The organism is Curtobacterium sp. VKM Ac-1393, from assembly GCF_015350995.1.
In the GTDB taxonomy this organism is placed as follows: Bacteria; Actinomycetota; Actinomycetes; order Actinomycetales; family Microbacteriaceae; genus Curtobacterium.
Window position 1 is genome coordinate 97988 of record NZ_JADKRW010000005.1, and the last position, 22328, is coordinate 120315.

The 22328-nt window shown below is 71.7% G+C and carries 20 protein-coding genes; 2 read left to right on the forward strand and 18 right to left on the reverse strand.

Annotation, left to right across the window (positions count from 1 at the left end; translation table 11 throughout):
• Window positions 1-61 precede the first annotated feature (61 nt).
• From ITJ59_RS12295 to ITJ59_RS12365, 15 genes are all read right to left on the reverse strand, one after another.
• A complete protein-coding gene (locus tag ITJ59_RS12295; protein WP_194651418.1) occupies window positions 62-1522 on the reverse strand; it encodes a glutamate synthase subunit beta in 1461 nt (486 codons plus the stop codon).
• Window positions 1515-6119 (reverse strand): glutamate synthase large subunit, encoded by a 4605-nt coding sequence (gltB, locus tag ITJ59_RS12300; protein ID WP_416354865.1) that lies wholly within the window; start codon window positions 6117-6119, stop codon window positions 1515-1517. Before gltB ends, ITJ59_RS12295 begins: the two co-directional genes overlap by 8 nt.
• Before the next feature lie 115 nt (window positions 6120-6234).
• Entirely contained in the window at window positions 6235-7233 is a 999-nt protein-coding gene (gene lgt / locus ITJ59_RS12305) for a prolipoprotein diacylglyceryl transferase (RefSeq protein ID WP_194651420.1), read from the reverse strand.
• Between the two features lie 98 nt (window positions 7234-7331).
• A complete protein-coding gene (trpA, locus tag ITJ59_RS12310) occupies window positions 7332-8126 on the reverse strand; it encodes a tryptophan synthase subunit alpha (RefSeq protein ID WP_194651422.1) in 795 nt (264 codons plus the stop codon).
• On the reverse strand, window positions 8123-9337 hold the full coding sequence (gene trpB / locus ITJ59_RS12315) for a tryptophan synthase subunit beta (protein ID WP_194651424.1): 1215 nt from the start codon (window positions 9335-9337) through the stop codon (window positions 8123-8125). Before trpB ends, trpA begins: the two co-directional genes overlap by 4 nt.
• A 64-nt stretch (window positions 9338-9401) precedes the next feature.
• Window positions 9402-10187, reverse strand: a complete 786-nt coding sequence (gene trpC / locus ITJ59_RS12320) for an indole-3-glycerol phosphate synthase TrpC (protein ID WP_194651824.1) — start codon at window positions 10185-10187, stop codon at window positions 9402-9404.
• 16 nt (window positions 10188-10203) lie between these two features.
• Window positions 10204-10443: an HGxxPAAW family protein gene (locus ITJ59_RS12325; protein WP_194651426.1), complete on the reverse strand. Its 240-nt coding sequence runs from the start codon at window positions 10441-10443 to the stop codon at window positions 10204-10206.
• Window positions 10440-11105: a Trp biosynthesis-associated membrane protein gene (locus ITJ59_RS12330; protein WP_194651428.1), complete on the reverse strand. Its 666-nt coding sequence runs from the start codon at window positions 11103-11105 to the stop codon at window positions 10440-10442. Before ITJ59_RS12330 ends, ITJ59_RS12325 begins: the two co-directional genes overlap by 4 nt.
• On the reverse strand, window positions 11102-12646 hold the full coding sequence (locus ITJ59_RS12335; RefSeq protein WP_194651430.1) for an anthranilate synthase component I: 1545 nt from the start codon (window positions 12644-12646) through the stop codon (window positions 11102-11104). Before ITJ59_RS12335 ends, ITJ59_RS12330 begins: the two co-directional genes overlap by 4 nt.
• Entirely contained in the window at window positions 12643-13041 is a 399-nt protein-coding gene (gene hisI / locus ITJ59_RS12340; RefSeq protein WP_194651432.1) for a phosphoribosyl-AMP cyclohydrolase, read from the reverse strand. Before hisI ends, ITJ59_RS12335 begins: the two co-directional genes overlap by 4 nt.
• A gap of 43 nt (window positions 13042-13084) precedes the next feature.
• Window positions 13085-13870 carry an imidazole glycerol phosphate synthase subunit HisF gene (hisF, locus tag ITJ59_RS12345; RefSeq protein ID WP_323749486.1) on the reverse strand — a complete coding sequence of 262 codons (786 nt, stop codon included), beginning with the start codon at window positions 13868-13870 and terminating at the stop codon, window positions 13085-13087.
• On the reverse strand, window positions 13867-14706 hold the full coding sequence (hisG, locus tag ITJ59_RS12350) for an ATP phosphoribosyltransferase (protein WP_194651434.1): 840 nt from the start codon (window positions 14704-14706) through the stop codon (window positions 13867-13869). Before hisG ends, hisF begins: the two co-directional genes overlap by 4 nt.
• A gap of 70 nt (window positions 14707-14776) precedes the next feature.
• Complete coding sequence (locus ITJ59_RS12355; RefSeq protein WP_111084162.1) at window positions 14777-15040, reverse strand: phosphoribosyl-ATP diphosphatase; 264 nt, start codon at window positions 15038-15040, stop codon at window positions 14777-14779.
• 59 nt (window positions 15041-15099) lie between these two features.
• Window positions 15100-15759 carry a ribulose-phosphate 3-epimerase gene (gene rpe, locus ITJ59_RS12360; RefSeq protein WP_194651436.1) on the reverse strand — a complete coding sequence of 220 codons (660 nt, stop codon included), beginning with the start codon at window positions 15757-15759 and terminating at the stop codon, window positions 15100-15102.
• An 82-nt stretch (window positions 15760-15841) separates the two neighbouring features.
• Window positions 15842-16444: a TetR/AcrR family transcriptional regulator gene (locus ITJ59_RS12365; RefSeq protein WP_194651439.1), complete on the reverse strand. Its 603-nt coding sequence runs from the start codon at window positions 16442-16444 to the stop codon at window positions 15842-15844.
• A 62-nt stretch (window positions 16445-16506) separates the two neighbouring features.
• On the opposite strand from ITJ59_RS12365, the gene ITJ59_RS12370 reads away from it, so the two are divergent.
• Entirely contained in the window at window positions 16507-17160 is a 654-nt protein-coding gene (locus tag ITJ59_RS12370) for an NAD(P)-dependent oxidoreductase (RefSeq protein WP_194651440.1), read from the forward strand.
• 16 nt (window positions 17161-17176) lie between these two features.
• On the opposite strand, the gene ITJ59_RS12375 is transcribed toward ITJ59_RS12370, so the two are convergent.
• Both ITJ59_RS12375 and ITJ59_RS12380 read right to left on the reverse strand, forming a co-directional pair.
• On the reverse strand, window positions 17177-18727 hold the full coding sequence (locus ITJ59_RS12375; protein ID WP_228511465.1) for an RsmB/NOP family class I SAM-dependent RNA methyltransferase: 1551 nt from the start codon (window positions 18725-18727) through the stop codon (window positions 17177-17179).
• Complete coding sequence (locus tag ITJ59_RS12380) at window positions 18724-19659, reverse strand: methionyl-tRNA formyltransferase (RefSeq protein WP_194651443.1); 936 nt, start codon at window positions 19657-19659, stop codon at window positions 18724-18726. Before ITJ59_RS12380 ends, ITJ59_RS12375 begins: the two co-directional genes overlap by 4 nt.
• A gap of 96 nt (window positions 19660-19755) precedes the next feature.
• Here ITJ59_RS12380 and ITJ59_RS12385 point away from each other — a divergent pair, with 96 nt between their 5' ends.
• Window positions 19756-20211: a DUF4383 domain-containing protein gene (locus ITJ59_RS12385; RefSeq protein WP_194651445.1), complete on the forward strand. Its 456-nt coding sequence runs from the start codon at window positions 19756-19758 to the stop codon at window positions 20209-20211.
• 93 nt (window positions 20212-20304) lie between these two features.
• Here the strand turns inward: ITJ59_RS12385 and ITJ59_RS12390 are convergent, their stop codons facing one another.
• Window positions 20305-22323 (reverse strand): primosomal protein N', encoded by a 2019-nt coding sequence (locus tag ITJ59_RS12390; protein WP_194651446.1) that lies wholly within the window; start codon window positions 22321-22323, stop codon window positions 20305-20307.
• Window positions 22324-22328 lie beyond the last annotated feature (5 nt).

Sequence of the window (22328 nt, forward strand, 5' to 3'; positions counted from 1 at the left end):
TGGGGCCGCGCGGAACGAGGCGAGGCCACCAGCACCTTATCGAGTGCAGGTGGCCCCGGAGTCACGAGATGGACATCGCCCGGTCGGTCGCCTTGACCGGCGCCGGCAGGATCGTCGAGCCCTCGAGGTACTCGTCGACCTTCGCGGCCGCGGCACGACCCTCGGCGATCGCCCAGACGATCAGGGACTGCCCACGACCGGCGTCACCGGCGACGAACACGCCGGCTTCGTTCGTCGTGTAGTCGGCACGGCGGTCGAGCGCACCGGACACCGCGGTCGGCAGGCCGAGCTGCGGCTCGATCGTGTCGGACTCGGGGCCGGTGAAGCCCATCGCGACGAGGACGAGGTCCGCCGGGATCTCACGCTCGGAGCCGGCCTTCGGCACGCGACGGCCGTCGAGGTACTCGGTCTCGGCGACGCGGAGGGCTCGGACCTCGCCGGCCTCGTTCGCCAGGAACTCGACGGTCGACGCCAGGAAGTGCCGTTCGCCACCCTCTTCGTGGGCGCTCGTGACCTCGAACACGGTCGGGAACATCGGCCACGGCTGCTCGGACGGACGCTCCAGCGGTGGCTGCTTGCCGATCGCCAGGTTCGTCACGCTCAGGGCACCCTGCCGGTGCGCGGTGCCGATGCAGTCGGCACCGGTGTCCCCGCCGCCGATGACGACGACGTGCTTGCCCTCGGCCGTGAGCTGGTTGTCGACCCGGGTGCCGGCGTTCGCCTTGTTCTGCTGCACGAGGTAGTCCATCGCGAAGTGCACGCCCTCGAGGTCGCGCCCCGGGATCGGCAGGTCACGGGGCACGGTGGCACCGGTCGCGACGACGACCGCGTCGTAGCGGGACTTCAGGTCGTCCCAGGTGATGTCGCGGCCGATCTCGACACCAGCGCGGAAGCGGGTGCCCTCGGCCTGCATCTGGGCGAGCCGTGCGTCGATCTGGCGCTTCTCCATCTTGAAGTCCGGGATCCCGTAGCGGAGCAGACCACCGATGCGGTCGTCGCGCTCGTACACGGCGACCGTGTGCCCGGCACGCGTGAGCTGCTGCGCGGCGGCGAGCCCGGCGGGGCCCGACCCCACCACGGCGACGGTCTTGCCGGTCAGGCGCTCCGGCGGGTGCGGGGTGACCCATCCGTTCTGGAACGCGTCGTCGATGATCGAGACCTCGACCTGCTTGATGGTCACCGGCGGCTGGTTGATGCCGAGCACGCAGGACGACTCGCACGGGGCCGGGCAGAGCCGCCCGGTGAACTCCGGGAAGTTGTTCGTCGCGTGCAGCCGCTCGATCGCCTGACGGCCCTCGCCGCGCCAGGTCAGGTCGTTCCACTCCGGGATCAGGTTGCCGAGGGGGCAGCCCTGGTGGCAGAACGGCACGCCGCAGTCCATGCAGCGGCCCGCCTGGCGCTTGAGGGCGCCGGACTCCTGCTGCTCGTAGACCTCTTTCCAGTCCATGAGCCGGACGGGCACGGGTCGTCGTGCGGGGAGCTCGCGTTCCTGGACCTTGAGGAATCCCTTGGGATCAGCCACCGGTCACCTCCATGATTCTGTTCCAGACCACGTCGCCGTCGGGGTCGAGCCCCTCGTCGACGGCGCGCTGACGGGTCTCGAGCACCGCCGCGTAGTCACGCGGCAGCACCTTGACGAAGTCGCTCAGGTCACCGGACTCGAGCAGGTCGGATGCGAGCGTCGAGCCGGTCTCCGCCGCGTGCCGCGTGAGCAGGTCGGTGACGATCGCGACGTCGGCGCTGTCGAGCGCCTCGAGCCGCAGTTCGCCGGTCGCGAGAGCATCGGTGTTGACGTGCTCCTCGCGCAGTCCGCGGACGTACGCGGTGCCGCCGGACATGCCGGCCCCGAGGTTCCGCCCGGTCTCGCCGAGGATGAGCGCGAGCCCGCCGGTCATGTACTCGAGCGCGTGGTCGCCCACGCCCTCGACCACCGCGGTCGCACCCGAGTTGCGCACCAGGAAGCGCTCGCCCACGATGCCGCGGATGAACATGCTGCCCTGCGTCGCGCCGTACCCGATCACGTTGCCGGCGATGACGTTCTCGGCCGGGTCGAAGCCCGAGCCGGCGTCCGGGCGCACGATGATCTCGCCACCGGACAGGCCCTTGCCGACGTAGTCGTTGCTGTCGCCGATGAGCCGGAGGGTGATGCCGGCGGGCATGAACGCGCCGAGCGACTGCCCGGCGGAACCGCGCAGTGTGACGTCGATCGAGCCGGTGGGCAGCCCGTGTTCGCCGTGCCGCTTCGTGACCTCGTGGCCGAGCATCGTGCCGACCGCGCGTTCGGTGTTGCGGATGGGCAGGTCGAGCGCGATCGAACCACCGTGGTCGAGGACGTCGGCGGTCTGCTGGATGAGGGCCACGTCGAAGTGCTGCTCGAGTTCGTGGTCCTGCTCGCGCTGGTGCCGCCGCGGCTCGGCTGCGTCGAAGTGCGGGCCCTTGAGGACCGGCGCGAGGTCGAGCCCCGATGCCTTCCAATGTTCGAGGGCACGGTCGACGTCGAGCGTGTCGGCCTGGCCGATCGCCTCGTCGAGCGTGCGGAAGCCGAGCTCGGCCAGGAGCTCGCGGACCTCCTGCGCGATGAACTCGAAGAAGTTCACGACGAACTCGGGCTTGCCCGAGAACCGCTTGCGGAGCTCGGGGTTCTGCGTGGCGACCCCGACCGGGCACGTGTCGAGGTGGCACACGCGCATCAGGATGCAGCCCTCGACGACGAGCGGCGCGGTGGCGAAACCGTACTCTTCGGCGCCCAGCAGCGCGGCCACGACGACGTCGCGACCGGTCTTCATCTGGCCGTCGACCTGCACGACCACGCGGTCGCGCATGCCGTTCAGCATGAGCGTCTGCTGCGTCTCGGCGAGCCCGATCTCCCACGGGGTGCCGGCGTGCTTGAGCGAGTTCAGCGGCGACGCACCCGTCCCGCCGTCGTGGCCGGAGACGAGCACGACGTCGGCCAGGGCCTTCGTCACACCGGCGGCGACCGCCCCGATGCCGGACTGGCTGACGAGCTTGACGTGCACACGAGCGGCCGGGTTGGCGCGCTTGACGTCGAAGATCAGCTGCTTGAGGTCCTCGATGGAGTAGATGTCGTGGTGCGGCGGCGGCGAGATCAGGCCGACACCCGCCGTGGCGTGCCGGGTCCGGGCGACCCACGGGTACACCTTCTGCGGTGGCAGCTGACCACCTTCGCCGGGCTTCGCGCCCTGCGCCATCTTCAGTTGGATGTCGGTGGCGTGCGTGAGGTACATGCTCGTCACACCGAAGCGACCGGACGCGACCTGCTTGATCGCGCTGCGGCGCTCGGGGTCGAGGAGCCGGTCGACGTCCTCACCGCCCTCGCCGGTGTTCGAGCGACCACCGAGGCGGTTCATCGCGATCGCGAGCGTCTCGTGGGCTTCCTTCGAGATCGAGCCGTACGACATCGCGCCGGTGTTGAACCGCTTGACGATGGACTCGATCGACTCGACCTCGTCGAGCGCGATCGGCTTCCGCAGCCCGTGCTTGAACCGGAAGAGCCCACGCAGGGTCATGAGCTCCTCGGACTGGTCGTCCACGGCGCTCGAGTACTCGCGGAAGATGTCGTACCGGCGTGCACGGGTGGCGTGCTGCAGCCGGAAGACGGTGTCCGGGTTGAACAGGTGCGGGGGGCCCTCGCGGCGCCACTGGTACTCGCCGCCGGTCTGCAGGCGCTCGTGCGAGAGCACTGCGCCGTCCTGCGGGTAGGCCTGGGCGTGGCGCTCGGCGTTCTCCTTCGCGATGACGTCGATGTCGACGCCGCCGAGGATCGACGAGGTGCCGGTGAAGTACTTGTCGATGAACCCCTGGCTCAGGCCGACGGCCTCGAACGCCTGCGCACCGGCGTAGCTCGACACCGTCGAGATGCCCATCTTCGACATGATCTTCAGGACACCCTTGCCGAGCGCCTTGATCACGTTCTTGACGGCCTGCTCCGGGGTGATCCCGGTGATCATGCCGGCACGGACCAGGTTCTCGCAGGTCTCCATCGCGAGGTACGGGTTGATCGCCGAGGCACCGTACCCGATGAGCGTCGCCACGTGGTGGACCTCGCGCACGTCGCCGGCCTCGACGATCAGGCCGACCTTCATGCGCTGCTCCGTGCGGATCAGGTGGTGGTGCACGGCGGCGAGCAGGAGCAGGCTCGGCACGGGCGCCTGCTCGGCGTTGCCGTCGCGGTCCGACAGCACGATGAACTGCTTGCCCGACTCGATGGCGGCGTCGACCTCGTCGCACACCGCGGCGATGCGCTTCTGCATCGCCTTCTTGCCGGCGTCGACCCGGTACAGGCCCTTGATCGTGACGGTCAGGTGCCGACCCGACCCGGTCTCGAAGTGCTGCACCTTGGCGAGCTGGTCGTTGTCGATCACCGGGAAGTCGAGGGTGATCTGCTGCGCGTGCTCGGGGCCGGCCGACAGCAGGTTGCGCTCCGGACCGAGGCCCATGCCCATCGAGGTGATGACCTGCTCGCGGATCGAGTCCAGCGGCGGGTTGGTCACCTGGGCGAACTGCTGCGTGAAGTAGTCGAACAGCAGCCGGGGGCGCTGCGAGAGCACCGCGATCGGGGTGTCCGAGCCCATGGCCCCGAGGGGTTCCGCGCCCACCTGCGCCATCGGGCGGAGCAGGATGCGGACTTCTTCCTCGGTGTAGCCGAAGGCGCGCTGACGCCGGGTGACCGACGCCGGGGTGTGCACGATGTGCTCGCGGTCCGGCAGGTCGTTCAGGTTGATGCGGCCTTCGTCGAGCCACTCGCCCCACGGCCCCGACGTCGCCAGCTCCCGCTTGACCTCGTCGTCCTCGATGATGCGGCCGGCCTCGGTGTCCACCAGGAACATCCGGCCGGGGCGCAGACGGCCCTTGCGGACGACATTCGCGGCGGGCACGTCGATGACCCCGGTCTCGGACCCCATCACGATGAGTCCGTCGTCGGTGACGAGGAAGCGTCCGGGGCGCAGCCCGTTGCGGTCCAGGGTGGCGCCGACGAGCGAACCGTCGGTGAAGGTGATGGCGGCCGGGCCGTCCCACGGCTCCATGAGCATCGAGTGGTACTCGTAGAACGCCCGCAGCTCCGGGTCCATCCCGACCTGGTTCTCCCAGGCCTCCGGCACCATCATCGACACGGCGTGCGGCAGCGTCCGACCGGTCAGGGTCAAGAGCTCGAGCACCTCGTCGAACGAGGCCGAGTCGCTCGCGCCCGGGCTGACGATCGGCAGCAGCGGGGCCATGTCGCCGAGCAGTTCGCTCTCGAGCTGCGACTGCCGTGCGCGCATCCAGTTGCGGTTGCCGCGCACCGTGTTGATCTCGCCGTTGTGCGCGATCGTCCGGAACGGCTGTGCGAGCGGCCACGACGGGAACGTGTTCGTGGAGTAGCGCGAGTGCACGATCGCGAGCTTCGATGCGAAGCGGTCGTCGCTGAGGTCCGGGTAGAACGGCTCGAGCTGCAGCGTCGTGACCATGCCCTTGTAGACCATGGTGCGGCTCGACAGGGACATGAAGTACAGGTCGTTTGCGTGCTCGGCACGCTTGCGCAGACGGAAGGCCTGGCGGTCCAGGGCGACGCCACTCCACGACGCACCGTGCAGGTCGTGCCGCACCGACGCGACGAAGAGCTGCTCGAACGCGGGCATCGCGGCACGCGCCAGGGTGCCGAGCACCTCGGGACGCACCGGGACCTCGCGCCACCCGAGGACCTTCAGGCCCTCTTCGCGCGCGAGCCGCTCGACGGCACCCTTGACGGCATGCCGGTCGCCCTCGTCGGTCGGCAGGTAGGCCGTGCCGACCGCGTACTCCCCCGCCGCCGGCAGGTCGAACGGCACGACGGCGCGCAGGAACTCGTCCGGCACCTGGCACAGGATGCCAGCGCCGTCACCCGTGCCCGCGTCCGACCCCACGGCACCGCGGTGCTCGAGGTTCCGGAGGGCGCCGAGGGCCGCGTCGACGATGTCGTGACCGGGTGTCCCGCGGAGCGTCGCGACCATCGCGAGGCCGCAGGCGTCCTTCTCGTTCGCCGGGTCGTACATCCCGGTGGCGTCCGGCACCGCCGAGAACCGACGGTGCGGCGGCACGAGGGACTTCGGTGCCGGGGGCTGGGTTGGCTGGAGCGCCATGGGGAACCGTCCTCACGAGGAAGTGGAACAGGGACAGCGGTGGCCCGGTGGTGCGTTCCGCCCAGACGGGCGGGACTGGTGCCCGTGCCCCGCTTGTGGCGGGGAGTGGTGCTTCCTAGGCGCGATCAGCAGGGGTGGTGCCCGGTGCGGAGCCCTGGGCGACGAGTGCTGCATCGTCGCCATCGTGCTCCGAGAAGGTGTCGTCGGAGTCTACATCGGACTTCGGACGCGGCTCTCGACCGGGCAGGTACGGGCTCGGCTCCTTGCCGGTGTGCCGACGCGTCTGCACGATGAAGATGACGATCCCGAGCAGGATCGCGGCGAAGGACATCCAGACGTTGGTGCGGATGCCGGCGAAGGTCTCGCTGGTGTCCACGCGGATCGACTCGAGGAACGAGCGGCCGACGCCGTACCAGATCAGGTACAGCGAGAGCACCTTGCCCCACTGCAGGGTGAACTTGCGGTCGAGCAGCAGGATCACGACGACGCCCAGGACGTTCCAGATGATCTCGTACAGGAACGTCGGGTGGAACAGCGTGCCCTCGGGCAGCCCCTTCGGGAACGCCGCGTTGGTCGACTCGATCTGCAGCCCCCACGGCAGGCTCGTCGGCATGCCGAAGAGCTCGTGGTTGAAGTAGTTGCCCAGTCGTCCGAACGCCTGGGCGAGCAGCACGCCGGGCACGACGGCGTCGATGAAGGACGTGAACCGGAGACCGACCTGGCGGCACCCGATCCACGCGCCCACGGACCCGAGGATCAGGGCGCCGAAGATGGCGAGTCCGCCCTCCCAGATGTACAGGAAGGACAGCGGGTCGATGCCGGGGCCGAAGTAGTCGGACACGTGGGTGAACACGTGGAAGAGCCGACCGCCGATGATGCCCGCGGGCACCGCCCAGATCGCGATGTCGATGATGATCCACCGCTCGACGCCACGCGCGTTGAGGCGACGGTTCGCGAGCAGCACCGCGGCGACGATCCCGAGCAGGATGCAGATCGCGTAGGCGTGGATGCGGAAGTCGAGCGGCAGCGACCAGCCGAACGCGTCGCGCAGCCAGGCGGTCAGGTCGAAGTACTGCCAGGCGGTGCTCGGGCTCGGGATGCTCAGGAGGGGCATGGAGGAACGATCGCCTTTCGGAACTGACTGGGCGCGGTGTCGACGTGTCGTCGGCCCCGCTCACTGTAGCGCGGGTCGAGGACCCGCCAGGAACTGGACTAGGAGCGGTGAGCGCCGGTGGTGAGGTCCGCCGCGCGGTCGGCGACGCCCTGCACCCCGAGGTCGGCAAGTGCCCGGACGAACGCGGAACCGACGATCGCGCCGTCCGCGTACTCCAGGACCTCGGCGACCTGCTCGGCCGTCGAGATGCCGAGGCCCACGCACGTGCGCTCCACACCGGCGTCGCGGAGTCGGGACACGACCGTTCGTGCCGCCACGTCGACGCCGATCCGAGCTCCGGTGACACCCATCGTCGAGACGGCGTAGACGAACCCGCGGCTGGCATCCACCGCCTGACGCATGCGGGTGTCAGACGACGACGGCGCGGCGAGGAAGACACGGTCGAGCCCGGTGCGCTCCGACGACGTCATCCACTCGGCGGCCTCGTCCGGGATCAGGTCCGGGGTGATGAGCCCAGCGGCACCGGCGGCGACGAGGTCGTCCGCGAACCGGTCGACGCCGTAGCGGAGCACCGGGTTCCAGTACGTCATGACGAGCACGGGGACGTCCGCACGCTCGGTGATCTGCTGCACGGCGTCGAACACCTGCGCGACCCGGAAGCCGTTCGCCAGGCTCTCCTCCGCCGCGCGCTGGATGACCGGACCGTCCATGACGGGGTCGGAGTAGGGCAGGCCGAACTCGATGACGTCCACACCGTTCTCGGCGAGGGCGACCGCGGCGTCGACGCTGGTCTGCAGGTCGGGGTACCCGGCGGGCAGGTAGCCGACGACGGCCCCGGCACGCTCGGCGTTGGCGGTGTCGATCGTCGTGGCGACGGTCTGGTTCGTGGTCACAGCTGCACCGCGTTCTCGTCGAGGATGCCGAAGTACCGACTGGCGGATGCCACGTCCTTGTCGCCTCGGCCGGACAGGTTGACGAGCACGACGCCCTCGGGCCCGAGTTCCTTGCCGAGCTTCATCGCGCCGGCCAGGGCGTGCGACGACTCGATCGCCGGGATGATGCCCTCGGTCTGGCTGAGGAGACGGAACGCCTCCATCGCCTCGGTGTCGGTGATCGGCGCGTACTTCGCGCGGCCGATCGATGCCAGGTAGGCGTGCTCCGGCCCGACGCTCGGGTAGTCGAGCCCGGCGGAGATGCTGTGGCTCTCGATGGTCTGGCCGTCCTCGTCCTGCATCAGGTACGACTTCGCGCCCTGCAGGACGCCCTCGCGCCCGAGCGTGATGCTCGCGGCGTGACGACCGGTCTCGACACCGTCACCGCCGGCCTCGAAGCCGTGCAGCGCGACGGACTCGTCGTCGAGGAACGCCTCGAAGATGCCCATCGCGTTCGACCCGCCACCGACGCACGCGGCGACGGCGTCCGGCAGGCGTCCGACGCGGTCGAGGACCTGCTGACGCGCCTCTTCGCCGATCACCTTGTGGAACTCGCGCACCATCTCGGGGAACGGGTGCGGGCCGGCGACGGTGCCGAGCAGGTAGTGCGTCGAGTCGACGTTCGCCACCCAGTCGCGCAGGGCGTCGTTGATGGCGTCCTTCAGGGTGCGGGAACCGGTCTCGACCGGGATCACCTCGGCGCCAAGCAACCGCATGCGGGCGACGTTGAGCGCCTGACGCTCGGTGTCCACTGCCCCCATGTACACGACGCAGTCCATGCCGAACAGTGCGGCGGCGGTCGCGGTCGCGACGCCGTGCTGACCCGCGCCGGTCTCCGCGATCAGGCGGGTCTTGCCGAGACGCCGCGCCACGAGGGCCTGGCCGAGCACGTTGTTGATCTTGTGGGACCCGGTGTGGTTGAGGTCCTCGCGCTTCAGGATCACCCGGGCGCCACCGGCGTGCTTCGCGAACCGCGGCACCTCGGTGATGATCGACGGACGCCCGGTGTAGTCGCGCTGCAGCTCGTCGAGCTCGGCGCGGAACGCCGGGTCCGCCCAGGCCGTGCGGAAGGCTGCCTCGAGCTCGTCGAGGGCGAGGACGAGCGACTCGGGGACGAAGCGTCCGCCGAAGTCACCGAAGTACGGGCCGTGCAGGTCGCGGAGTGAGGTCACGATGGGTCTTCCCGGGACGAGTCCGACGCGACCGGCGGTGCCGGCGGTCGGACGGGTGGAGCGTTCAGCCGCGGTCGGCGGCCTCGATGAACGACGCGAGGGTGGTGGCGGGGTCGGTCCCGGTGACCAGGGCCTCCCCGACCAGGACGACGTCGGCACCCGCAGCGCGGTAGTGGGCGACGTCGGCAGGACCGGCGACGGCGGACTCGGCGACGCGCACGACCCCGTCGGGGATGCGGTCGGCGAGGGAGCCGAACAGGTCGCGGTCGAGCGAGAAGTCGGTGAGGTCGCGGGCGTTGACCCCGAGGATGCGCGCGCCGGCGTCGAGGCCACGAGCGACCTCGTCGGCGGAGTGCGCCTCGACCAGCACGCGCATGCCGAGTTCTTCGGCCAGCGTGTGGAGCTCGACGAGCTGCTGCTGTCCGAGCGCGGCCACGATGAGCAGCACGACGTCCGCACCGGCGGCGCGGGCCTCGACCACCTGGTACGGATCGGCGATGAAGTCCTTGCGGAGCACCGGGACACCGACGCGCGCCTTGACGGCTTCGAGGTCGGCGAGGCTGCCGAGGAACTTGCGCCCCTCGGTCAGGACGCTGATGGTCGATGCGCCGCCGCGTTCGTAGTCGGCGGCCAGTGCGGCCGGGTCCTCGATGGAGGCCATCGAGCCACGGGACGGGCTGGCGCGCTTGACCTCGGCGAGGATCTTCACGCGGTCGCCGGGGGCGAGGAAGGTGAGGGCGTCGAGTGGCGACGCCACCCGGTCGAGGTCGCGTTCGACGTCCGCGTACGGGCGGTCGACACGACGGGCGGCGGCGTCCTCGAGCGCGCCCGCGACGAGGGTCTCGAGCACGTTCGGCATGCGAGCCCTACTCGGCGTGGTGCTTGGCGACGTACTTCGGACCGTTGACGCCGTAGCCCGCCTTCGCCATGACCGCACCGACGATCAGGCCGATGACGACGACCGCAGCGGAGGCCCAGACGCCCCAGGGCTGGTCGAACCAGAAGAACAGCGTGCCTGCGGCGAATCCGATCAACATGATCACGACGGCGGTCCAGGCGGCCGGCGAGTGGCCTTCGCCGAGATCTGCGGGCTCAGTGTTGCTCACGGTGCTCCTCGTTCTGCTCCGGCGTCGTCGGTCGACCGACGCCCATCCGATCCTACCGTGCCGACGGTCGGGTCGACCCCAGCGCTGAGGTCGTCCCAGTCGACGACGGCGTCGCGCACGACCGGGGCCTTCGCGCGGGCGTCGGCTGCCGCGCCGGCCGTGGCCGCGCCGTACTTCCGGCTCGGACCGGGCCACGAGCGCTGCACCACGATGACGACGACGCCGAGCAGCACGGCGAGCACGCCGCCGGCGATCCCGACGGCCGGCCAGAGCGACACGTCGACGCCCGAGACGACGCGGCGCACCGCGGTGACGTCACTGACACCGGCGACGGCGCCGATCGCGCCCCGGGCCGCGGCGACCGGGTCGCGGAGCGCGGTGATGCCGCTGACGACGACGCCGAGTCCGAGCAGGATCTCGACGCACGCGAGCACGATGCGGAGCACCCTGCCGGCGATCGTCATCGCGAGGAACAACGCCAGGCTCGCGATCGCCAGGGCGGTGTACTGCGGCACGACCGCTGCGCCGTCGGCGTCGACCGTCGAGGTGACCGCGGCACCGGCGTGCAGGTCCACGGTGAACCACGTCTGGGTCCACGCGAGCATGATGACGCCGGCCACCAGCAGCCCGGCGACGACGATGATCGGGCGCGAGCGCTTCACGAGCGGACCTCGCGCATCCGGTTGGCCGTGGCCACGGCGCGCAACGGTGCCGCCGCCTTGTTGATCGTCTCCTCGTGCTCGGTCGCTGGGTCGGAGTCGGCCACGAGCCCGGCACCGGCCTGCACGCGTGCCACGCCGTCCTTGATCAGGGCGGTGCGGATGGCGATCGCGATGTCCGCGTCGCCGGCGAAGTCGAAGTAGCCGACGACGCCCGCGTAGGCGCCGCGCTTGGCCGGTTCGAGCTGATCGATGATCTCGAGAGCGCGGGGCTTCGGCGCACCGGACAGCGTGCCCGCCGGGAACGTCGCGCGGAACACGTCGATGGCGGACATCCCCGGGCGCACGGCTCCCTCGACGCTCGACACCAGGTGCATGATGTGGCTGAACCGCTCCACCGTCATGAACTCGGTGACCGCGACGGACCCCGGCTCGCAGACCTTCTGCAGGTCGTTGCGGGCCAGGTCGACGAGCATCAGGTGCTCGGCGCGTTCCTTCGGGTCGTCGAGCAGGTCCTCACCGAAGCGGACGTCCTCTTCCGGCGTCGCGCCGCGCGGGCGGGACCCGGCGATCGGGTGCGTGATGGCGCGGCCGGACTGCACCTTCACCAGGGCCTCCGGCGAGGCACCGACGATCCAGTACCGCTCGTCGGCGGTGTCGGCCAGGGCCAGGAAGTACATGTAGGGGCTCGGGTTGAGCGTCCGCAGCACGCGGTAGACGTCGAGCGGGTCGGCCGTCACCTCGTGGTCGAACCGCTGCGAGACCACGACCTGGAACACGTCGCCGTCGCGGATGAACTCCTTCGAGCGCTCGACCGCTGCCATGTACTCGTCCGGTGTGGAGCGGTGCGTCGGGGTCGGCTCGGCGATCTCGAACGCCTCGGCGACGGTCGCGACGCTCGGCTGGACGAGGTCGGCCTGCAGGCGGTCCAAGCGGAGCTGCGCGTCGGACCAGAGGGCCTCGGCGTCGTCGGTGCCGTCGTTCAGCACACTCGCCACGAGCAGCACGAGCCCGGTGCGGTGGTCGAGCGCGACGAGTTCGGACACGAACGACAGCGCCTGTCCGGGCACGTCGAAGTCGGCCGGGGGCACGTTCGGCAGGTGCTCGAGCTGGCGCACGGCCTCCCACCCGATGAACCCGACGGTCCCGCCGACGAGCGGGGGCGAGCCGGGCACCCGCGGGGTCGCCCAACGGTCGTGCAACCGGGCGAGCACCTCGAGCGGTTCGCCGTCGAGGGAGCCGACGGCGCGCTCGGCGTCGATCCCGGTGTCGATCCAGGCGGCGCGGTCGCCCTCCTGCGTCAGGACCCCGAAGCTGCGCACGCCGACGAACGACCAGCGCGACCAGAGGCCGCCCTGGCCCGCGGACTCGAGCAGGAACGACCCGGGCCGGCCGTCCGCGAGCTTCCGGTAGACGCCCACCGGCGTCTCGCTGTCGGCGTAGAGCGCGCGCACCACCGGGACGACGCGGTGGTCGCCCAGCAGGGCGTCGAACTCCGGACGGGAGGTCGTGTGCGGGGTCTCTGAGATCGTCGCGGTGGTCATCGGGTCGCCTCCACTGCCGTGTCCGCCGGGGCAGACATGGTCACGGGCGCGAGCGGGTCGACGTCGAAGCAGCGGTGCGCACCGGTGTGGCACGCGGCCCCGACCTGCTGCACGGTGACGAGCAGCGTGTCGGCGTCGCAGTCGAACGCCGCGTCACGCACGTACTGCGCGTGCCCCGAGGTGTCACCCTTCCGCCAGTACTCGCTCCGCGACCGCGACCAGAAGGTCACGCGCCCCTCGGTGAGGGTGCGGCGGAGCGCTTCCCGGTCCATGTACCCGAGCATGAGGACGTCCTTCGACGACTCCTCTTGCACGATGGCGGGGAGCAGCCCGTCCGCACCGAAACGTGCGCGGTCGAGGACCGCCTCGGTGTCGGTGCTGGTGCTGTAGGTCATGAGACTCCTAGCCTACGGCGGCGGATCAGCGGACGGCGGCGGTTCAGCGGACGGCGTGGCCGGTCGCGCGCAGCGCGGCCTTGACGTCGCCCACCGTCATCTCGCCACGGTGGAAGACGGACGCCGCGAGGAGGGCATCCGCACCCGCGTCGACGGCCGGGGCAAAGTGGTCGACCCGACCCGCGCCTCCCGACGCGATGACCGGGACCCGCGCGACCGAGCGCACCGCAGCCACGAGTTCGAGGTCGAACCCGTTCTTCGTGCCGTCCGCGTCGATGGAGTTCACGAGCAGCTCCCCCGCGCCGCGCTCGACGGCGTCGCGCGCCCAGGTGACGGCGTCGATGTCGGTCTCGGTGCGGCCGCCGTGGGTGGTGACCACGAAGCCCGAGGCGGTGCGGTCGGAGCGCTTGACGTCGAGCGACAGGACAACGGCCTGCGCGCCGAAGCGGTCGGCGATCTCGCCGACCAGGTCGGGCCGGGCGATCGCGGCGCTGTTCACGCCGATCTTGTCCGCACCGCACTGCTGCAGCCGGGACACGTCGTCGACGGAGCGGACACCGCCGCCCACCGTGAGCGGGATGAACACCTGCTCGGCGGTGCGGGTGACCGTGTCGTACATCGTCGAACGGTTCTCGACCGTGGCGCCGACGTCGAGGAAGGTCAGCTCGTCGGCGCCCTGCTCGTAGTAGCGCGCAGCGAGCTCGACGGGGTCACCGGCGTCCTGCAGGTCGAGGAAGTTCACGCCCTTGACGACCCGGCCACCCTGGACGTCGAGGCACGGGATGACCCGGACGGCCACGCCGCCCGGCGCCGCGGCGGCCGCGGTCACAGCCGGGCCGCGTGGATCGGGCTGACGAGGATCGCGCGGGCACCGAGGTCGTACAGCGCGTCCATGATGAGGTTGGCGTCGTCGCGCGGGATCATCACGCGCACCGCGGACCAGTCGCGGCCGTGCAGCGGCGAGACCGTCGGCGACTCGATGCCGGACGCGACCGCCGTCGCCTGCTCGAGCAGCGCGGTGGGGATGTCGTAGTCGAGCATGACGTAGCCCCGCGCGACGAGGACGCCCTGCAGACGACGGCGCAGGACGTCGATGCCCGGGATCGTCTCGTCGGTCGACACCAGCAGCGCGGTCGACTCGAGGATGACCGGACCGAAGATCTCGAGACCCGCCTGCCGCAGGGTGCTGCCCGTCGACACGACGTCGGCGACCGCGTCGGCGACCCCGAGGCGCACGGCGCTCTCGACGGCTCCGTCGAGCTTGACGAGTGTCGCGGTGACCCCGTGGCGGGCGAGGAAGTCCCCCACCAGACCCGGGTAGCTCGTGGCGACGCGGACCCCGTCGAGGTCCGGCAGCGTGCTGTACTTCCCCGGCGTGCCGGCGAACCGGAAGGTCGAGTCGGCGAAGCCGAGCGCGTCGACCTCGTGTGCCTCGGAGCCGGAGTCGAGCAGCAGGTCGCGGCCGGTGATGCCGACGTCGAGTGCGCCGGAGCCGACGTAGGTCGCGATGTCGCGCGGGCGGAGGAAGAAGAACTCGACGCCGTTGCGCTCGTCGAGCAGGTGCAGCGCCTTCGGATCGCGGCGGCCGGCGTACCCGGCCTCGCGCAGCATGTCGGACGCGGTCTCGGACAGGGAGCCCTTGTTGGGCACGGCGATGCGGAGCATCAGGGGGTCTGCTTTCTGGTCGGGAGCATGACGGATCGAGGTCGGTGCACGGGCGGCGCCCGGGCGCGTCCTACAGATGTCGCCAGATGTCCGCCGGGGACAGCCCCTTCGCGACCATGAGCACCTGCAGGTGGTACACGAGCTGCGAGATCTCCTCCGAGGTGCGCTCGTCGCCCTCGTACTCGGCCGCCATCCAGACCTCGGCCGCTTCTTCCACGATCTTCTTGCCGATCTGGTGCACGCCGGCGTCCAGTTCGGCGACGGTGCCGGAGCCCTCGGGGCGCGTGCGCGCCTTCTCGGTGAGCTCCTGGAACAGGTCGTCGAACGTCTTCACGCGGTCCAGGCTACCGGTCTCCGCTGACGACGCCGACGTACCGTCCGGACGGGGCGCGCTCATGCCCGCGCCCGCGCGGCCGCTTCGCGCAGGTCCGTGATCCGCGCGGCGGGCTCACCACCGAAGACCGCCGACCCGGCGACGAGGGTGTCGGCGCCGCTGCGCACGGCCTCGGGCGCGGTGTCCACCGAGATGCCGCCGTCGACCTCGAGCCACACGTCGAGCCCGGAGGCGTCGACCGCGGCACGGGCGTCGGCGAGCTTCGGCATCACGGACGGCATGAACGACTGCCCGCCGAACCCGGGCTCGACGGTCATGAGCAGGATCATGTCGTAGGCGTCGAGGTGGTGCAGCACCTGCGTGATCGGGGTGCCGGGCTTCACCGCGACGGCGGCACGGGCCCCGTTCGAGCGGATCGCGGCGGCCGTGGCCACGGGGTCGTTCGCGGCCTCGAAGTGGAACGTCACGCTGGACGCCCCCGTCTCGGCGTACTTCGGCGCGTTGACGTCGACGTCGGTGACCATGAGGTGGACGTCGAGCGGCACCGGGGAGACCTGCTGCAGGCGCTCGACGATGGGCAGGCCGAGCGTGAGGTTCGGCACGAAGTGGTTGTCCATCACGTCGACGTGCACCAGGTCGGCGGTCTCGATGCGGTGGAGTTCACGCTCGAGGTTCGCGAAGTCGGCGGACAGGATGCTCGGCGAGATGCGGATCGTCACCCGGCAAGCCTACCGGCGCGTGCGCGACACCCCGCCGCCTCGCCGCCCCGCCGCCTCCCCGCCCCGCCGCCCCGCGACGACCTCAGCGGGCGCCGACCACCCGGGTGCCGAGCTCCGAGCCGAGCATCGTCCCGAGCGCGGCGTCGACGAGCCGTTCGCCCTGCGCCCGGTCGATCCGGCGGGAGACGACCAGGGTGGCGATCCCCTGCATGGTCGCCGCGAACAGGAGCTTGAAGAGGAGTCGGGCGTCCGCACCGTCGTCCCCCACGGCCGCGGTTCCCACGGCACCCTCGAGCTCCGCGAACAGCGACTCCGCGGCGGCCTGCACCGGCCCGGGCCGGCCGGTCGTCTTCGCCTGGAACATGAGGTCCATCAGCGCCGCGTCGTCGATCGCGAAGTCGACGTACGCCAGGGCGACCCGGCGGAACCGGTCCTCCAGGGCGTCGGCGCCGGACAGCGCCCGGCGCACGGCAGCGGTCAGCCGGTCGAAGCCGAGTTCGGCGAGGGCATCGAGGAGCGCCTGGCGATCGACGAAGTGGCTCCGGGGGGCGCCGTGACTGACCCCGGCGCGGCGGGCGAGGTCGCGGAGCGAGAGGCCGTCGACCCCGGATTCGCGCAGCACCGCGACGGCCTCGTCGAGCAGCACCGCACGCAGGTTCCCGTGGTGGAAGGGCCGCTCGGTCATGGGGACATCCTAGACCCGGACTAGGCATTGACTATTTTCTAGGCAGCGCCTAGTTTGACGGCATGCCTTCCAACGAGACCCTGCTCGTGTTCGGCGCGACCGGCCAGACCGGCCAGCACTTCACCCGACTCGCGCTCGAGGCCGGTCACCGTGTCCGAGCCGTCGCACGGACACCCGCCAAGATGCGGATCAGCCACGACGCCCTCAAGGTCGTTCCGGGATCGATCACGGACACGCTCGACCTCGATGCGCTCCTCGACGGCGTCGACGGCGTCATCACGATGCTCGGCGACGCGCCCGCCCAGCGCGAGCGCCCGATCAACACGCCGTTCGTCCAGGCGCTCGTCCCCGCGATGCGCCGGGGCGGTGCCCGTCGACTGCTGTACCAGGCCGGCGGCCTGAGCGCCGCGCCGGGCAAGCCGCTCGCGCTGCCGCTCCGGGCGATCCGCGGGACGATCGCCCGCGGCTACATCGGGCAGCACGAGGACAACGAGGCGGTGATGCGGTACCTCGACCAGGACGCGCAGGACATCGCCTGGACGGTGCACCGGGCCGGCATCGGGTCCGACGGGCCGTCGAAGGGCGAACTGCGACGCTCGTCGTCACGGATCAGCATCGGCACCTTCGTCGACTGCGCCGCCTACAACCTGCGGGCGCTGTTCGACGACTCGGCCGTGCACACCTGCGACGGCAGCGCCTACCGACGTGCGGCCTGACCGCCGGGCGGCCTGCTCAGCCCACGCGACGGAACAGCGCGATGAACATCGCATCCGTCCCGACCCGGTGCGGCCAGAGCTGCGCCGTGGCACCGTCCGCGATCTCCGGGTCACGTGCCGCGACCCCGCGCACGATCGACGCGGTCTCGAGCTGCTCGAGCACGTCGCCGTGCCGCCCCATCAGCGCGTCGACCTGCCCGCGCGTCTCGGCCAGGTGCGGCGAGCAGGTGACGTACGCGAGCGTGCCGCCCGGTGCGAGCACCCGCACCGCTGCGTCGAGCAGTTCGGTCTGCAGCGCCGCGAGCTCCTGGACGTCCTCCGGGGTCTTCCGCCAACGGGCCTCCGGACGCCGACGCAGAGCTCCGAGCCCGGTGCACGGCGCGTCGAGCAGGATGCGGTCGAAGGTCAGCCCGGTGCCGTCGCGGCCGTAGCGCCTGGCATCGCCCTCGACGACCCGGACGTGGTCGCCGAACACCCCGAGGGCGTTCCGCACCAGGCCGGCGCGCGCCGGTACGAGTTCGTTCGCGACGAGGGTCGCGCCGCCCTGCTGGGCCTCGGCCGCGAGCAGCGCGGCCTTGCCGCCGGGCCCAGCGCACATGTCGAGCCACCGCTCCCCCGCGCGCACCGCGGACGACCGGCTCAGCGCGAGGGCGGCGAGCTGCGAGCCCTCGTCCTGCACGCGCAGGCGTCCGGCAGCGACGCCCGGCACCCGTGCGGGATCGCCGGAGATGCCGCGGATCCCGACGGGCGAGACCGGCAGGACGTCGGCGGTCCGGACGGGAGGCACGGCACCGGCGACGTCGTCGGCCGCCGCCTCGTCGACGGTCGGCTCCACCGCGACGGCTGCGTCCGTCTCACCCGTCGCGCCCGGCTCGGCGGTCGGGTCGTCCTCGTCGGGCGCGGTGCCCGTGGTCGCGGCGGCGATGTCCTCGTCGGTGGCGAGTCCGGGCAGCGCCGCGAGCTGGACCCGCGGCGCGGCGTTGTCGGCGGCGAGCAGGGCGGCGAGCTCGTCGCGGGCGCGTTCGGCAGCCAGGGCGTCGCGCAGTGCCGAGACGACCCACGCCGGGTGCGACCACCGGGTCGCGAGCAGTGCGTCGCCGCCACGACCAGCGGTGATCTGGGCGTCCCACTCGTCGTCGGTGCGCGCGGCGATCTTGCGCATCACGGCGTTCACGAAGCCGGTGGCACGGCGGGCACCGACCTCGCGGGCGAGCTCGACGGTGGCGTCGACCGCGGCGTGCGTCGGGGTCCGCATGGCGAGCAGCTGGTGCGCACCGAGGCGCATGACGTCGAGGACGTCGGCCTCGATGTTCTCGGCTCGACGCCCGGAGGCCTGCGCGATGATGACGTCGTAGCGGCCGAGCATCCGGATGGAACCGTAGGTGAGCTCGGTGGCGAACGCGGCGTCACGAGCGGTCAGACCGGCACGGCGGATCCGCGTCGGCAGCAGCAGGTTCGCGTAGGCGTCGTCGACCTGCACGGCGCGGAGCACGTCGAAGGCGACACGGCGGGCGTTCGCCGGACGGGGGCCGCGGTGGGCTCCCCGGGTGTTCGTCGGCTGGCTCATGCGAGGACCTTCCCGTCCAGTTCACCGAGGCCACGGGCCCAGGCTGCGGCGTCCATCGCCTGCTTGCCGGCCGGCTGTACCGTGACCAGTGCCAGCGGACCGTCGGCGGTCCCGACCAGCAGGCGGCCGCCGTGGAGTGTCAGCGCACCGGGCGCGAGGTGCGGGACGGGGTCCGCCGTGCCTCCCGTCAGCCGGTTGCTGCGGAGCAGCTTCACCCGCGTCTCGCCGAGGTGGGCGTACGCACCGGGTTCGGGCGTCACGCCACGCAGGCGGGCGTGCACGACCGCGGCGGGGGCGTCGAAGTCAATGTGCCCGTCATCGATGGTGAGCTTCGGGGCGAGCGTCGGCGCACCGGTCTGCTCGCTCGCGACGGCGGTGCCGGCCGCGATGCCGTCGACCACACGCGCGACGGTCTCGGCGCCCGTCTCCGCCATGGCGGCCAGGACCTCGCCGGCGGTGGCCTCGGGGTCGATCTCGAACGGGTCGGCGGCGTACACCGGGCCGGCGTCGAGCGCCTCGACGAGCTGGAAGACCGAGGCAGCGGTCCGGGTGTCCCCCGCCATCACGGCGCGCTGCACCGGTGCGGCACCGCGGTACGCGGGCAGGTCAGAGAAGTGCAGGTTGACCCAGCCGAGCCGCGGGGCGTCGAGCGCGGGGCGGCGGAGCAGCGCCCCGTAGGCGACGATCACGCCGAGGTCGACGTCGAGCGCGGCGAGCTGCGCGGTGACCTGGTCGTCGACGCGGCTCGCCTCGATGACCGGCAGGCCGAGCTCGGCGGCGACCTGCGCCACCGGCGTGGGCGTCAGCACGCGCTTGCGCCCCTGGGGCGTGGCCGGCCGGGTGAGCACCGCGGCGATCTCGTGCTCGGACGCGGCCAGGCGGCGGAGGGTGGGAACGGCCGCAGCAGGGCTGCCGGCGACGACGAGACGCATGGGTTCGATCCTCCCACGAGCGCGCTCGCCGGACTGACCCGAACCGGACGTCCTGTGGATGGGTACGTTCTGCGGCACGGAACGAGAGGGGCTCCCATGTCCGATGTCACCACGTCCACCAACCGCTTCGCGGGGTCCAGCATCCAGAAGGTCGCGCTGCTCGTCGGCGTCGTGTTCCTGCTCGTCGGGATCGCCGGGTTCGTGCCGGGGCTCACCTCGGGGGCACTCGGCGGTGCCGGGCACGGCTCGATGGCGATGCTGCTCGGGATCTTCCAGGTGTCGGTGCTGCACAACATCGTGCACCTGCTGTTCGGGGTCGTCGGGGTGCTCGCCGCCGGGTACGCAACCGGTTCGCGGATGTACCTCGTGCTCGGCGGGGTCGTCTACTTCGTGCTCTGGGTCTACGGGCTGTTCACCGCGGGGCACTCGTTCGGTGCGAACTTCGTGCCGCTGAACTGGGCGGACAACTGGCTGCACCTCGTGCTCGCGATCGGGATGGTCGCGCTCGGCGTCGTGTTCCCGCGGATCGGCGGGCGGGCCGCGCGCGCCTGACGTGGCTGTGGGTGGAGTCGTGCGTCGACTCCGATCGACACCCTCGTCGTCGTACGACGTCGAGGGTGTCGTTCCGCGTTGGAGTCGTTGCGGTCAGACCTCGCTGAAGGGCTCGGCGTCGTCGAGCCGGACCCGCAGCGTCGGCGCCGCTCGACGCCGGTTGCCGCCCTTGAGGACCCGCCGGGTCGACGACCGCCGGATCACCTCGGCCTTGAGGGTCGCCGCGACCTCGGCACCGTGGGCGTACGGGAACCGCACGATCGCCCGCACCGTTCCCGGCAGGGCATCGTCCTCGACGGGCACGGGACCGAGCACCGGGCCGGCGGTCGCACCATCGAGGGCCTCCACCGCGGCGGTCACGGCCTCGTCGGTGCCGGTCATCGTCGCGACGCGGACCGCCGGCGGGAAGTGCAGCTCCCGACGGTCGGTGAGTTCGTCGTGCGCGGGACCGTCGAGCCGCCACAGGGCCATCGCGGTCGCGAGCTTCCCGCCGATGCCGACCAGGTACGCCTCGGCCCCCGGTGCACCCTTCGCTGCGGCGTTCGTCCAGAACCGCAGGACGTCCTCCTGCACACGCAGGCCTTCCCGGGCGAGCATCTTCTCGCCGTCGAGCAGCAGCACGCACGCGTAGCCACCGGGCACGCTCGGCTCGGCGCCACGGGTCGCGACGACGACGGACGGTCTCGCGGGGACCTCGTCGAGCGGGCGGGAGCCGTCGGCCACCACGATCCGGGTGCCGGGGAACGCCCGCCCGAGTTCGTCCGCGGTGCGTTGGGCGCCCTGTCCCACGGGCTTGACGGTGCCGTTGCCGCACGTCGGACAGCGGAACCCCACGGCGAGGGCACCGCAGAACCGGCACTGCGGGGTGGCGCCGCGGTGGGGGCTGCCGAGCGGACCGCCGCAGATCCGACAGTGCGCCCGTTCACCGCACTCGGCACAGACGAGCCCGGTGCCGAACCCGGGGCTCGCTACCTGCACGAGCACCGGTCCGTGTTGGCTCGCCTCGCGCGCCGCTCGCCAGGCCGAGCTCGGGATCCGCGCCTGTGCGGCGTACCCCTCGGCACTGGTCTGCTGGACGGTCGGGATCACCCTGGGGTTCTGCACCCGGTACGGCGTGACGTCCTGCAACCAGCGCAGCTCGACGAGCCGCTGCACGTCGGTGCTGCGGGCGTGCGAGAGGAACAGCAGCGCGGCACCGGACTGCGCGGCCCGCACCAGGGCGACGTCGCGCGTGTGCACGTACGGCGCGCGCTGCTCGATGAACGAGGCGTCGCCGTCGTCCCACATCGCGATGAGCCCGAGGTCGGCGGCCGGGGCGTACATCGCCGTGCGGTTCCCGATCGCGACGACGGCGTGCGTGCGGGCCTGCAGCAGCGCCTTCGCCCGCTGCCCGTTCGTCTGCTTGGCGTCGAAGCGGACGACCCGTTCCGTCGGCAGCAGGGCGAGCAGGGCGCGCTCGAGGTCCATCACGTCGCGGAAGTCGGGCACCGCGATCACGGCGGACTGCTCGCTCGCCACGGTGTGCGCGGCGGCCTGCGCGAGCGTGGCGGCCCAGCCCGGCACCCAGACCGGGTCGGCGTCGCTGTGGTCGTCGCCGTCGCTGTCGTCACCGGAGGGCGCGGGCAGTGCCACGGGGTGGGGAACGGCGGCGACCGCAGCGCGATCGCGCTCGGCGAGCACACCCTCGAGCATGCCCGCGGTGTAGCCGGTCACCGGTGGGGCCGTCACCGGGGGCGGGGACCACGAGGTGTCGCGTGCGAGCCAGGCCTTCTCGGCGCGGACCTGCCGCGTCGGGACCGCGAGCCGGAGCACGTCCGAGGCCACACCGGCGGCCCGGTCGGCCACGGCCCGGGCGAGCTTCCAGATCTCCGGCGCGAGCACCGGCACCGGCGAGACCAGGGTCTCGATGGCGCTGAGCTCGCCGGGGTAGTCGCCCTCGGTGACGATCTCGACGACGTAGCCGTCGGACATCCGGGCCCCGGTGCGGAGCGGGACCTTCACGCGGACCCCCGGCACGCAGTCGCCCTCGAGCTCGGCCGGCACCCGGTAGTCGAACAGACGGTCCAACTGCGGGAGCGGCGAGTCGAGGACGACGCGCGCGACGGTGGTCACGCGTT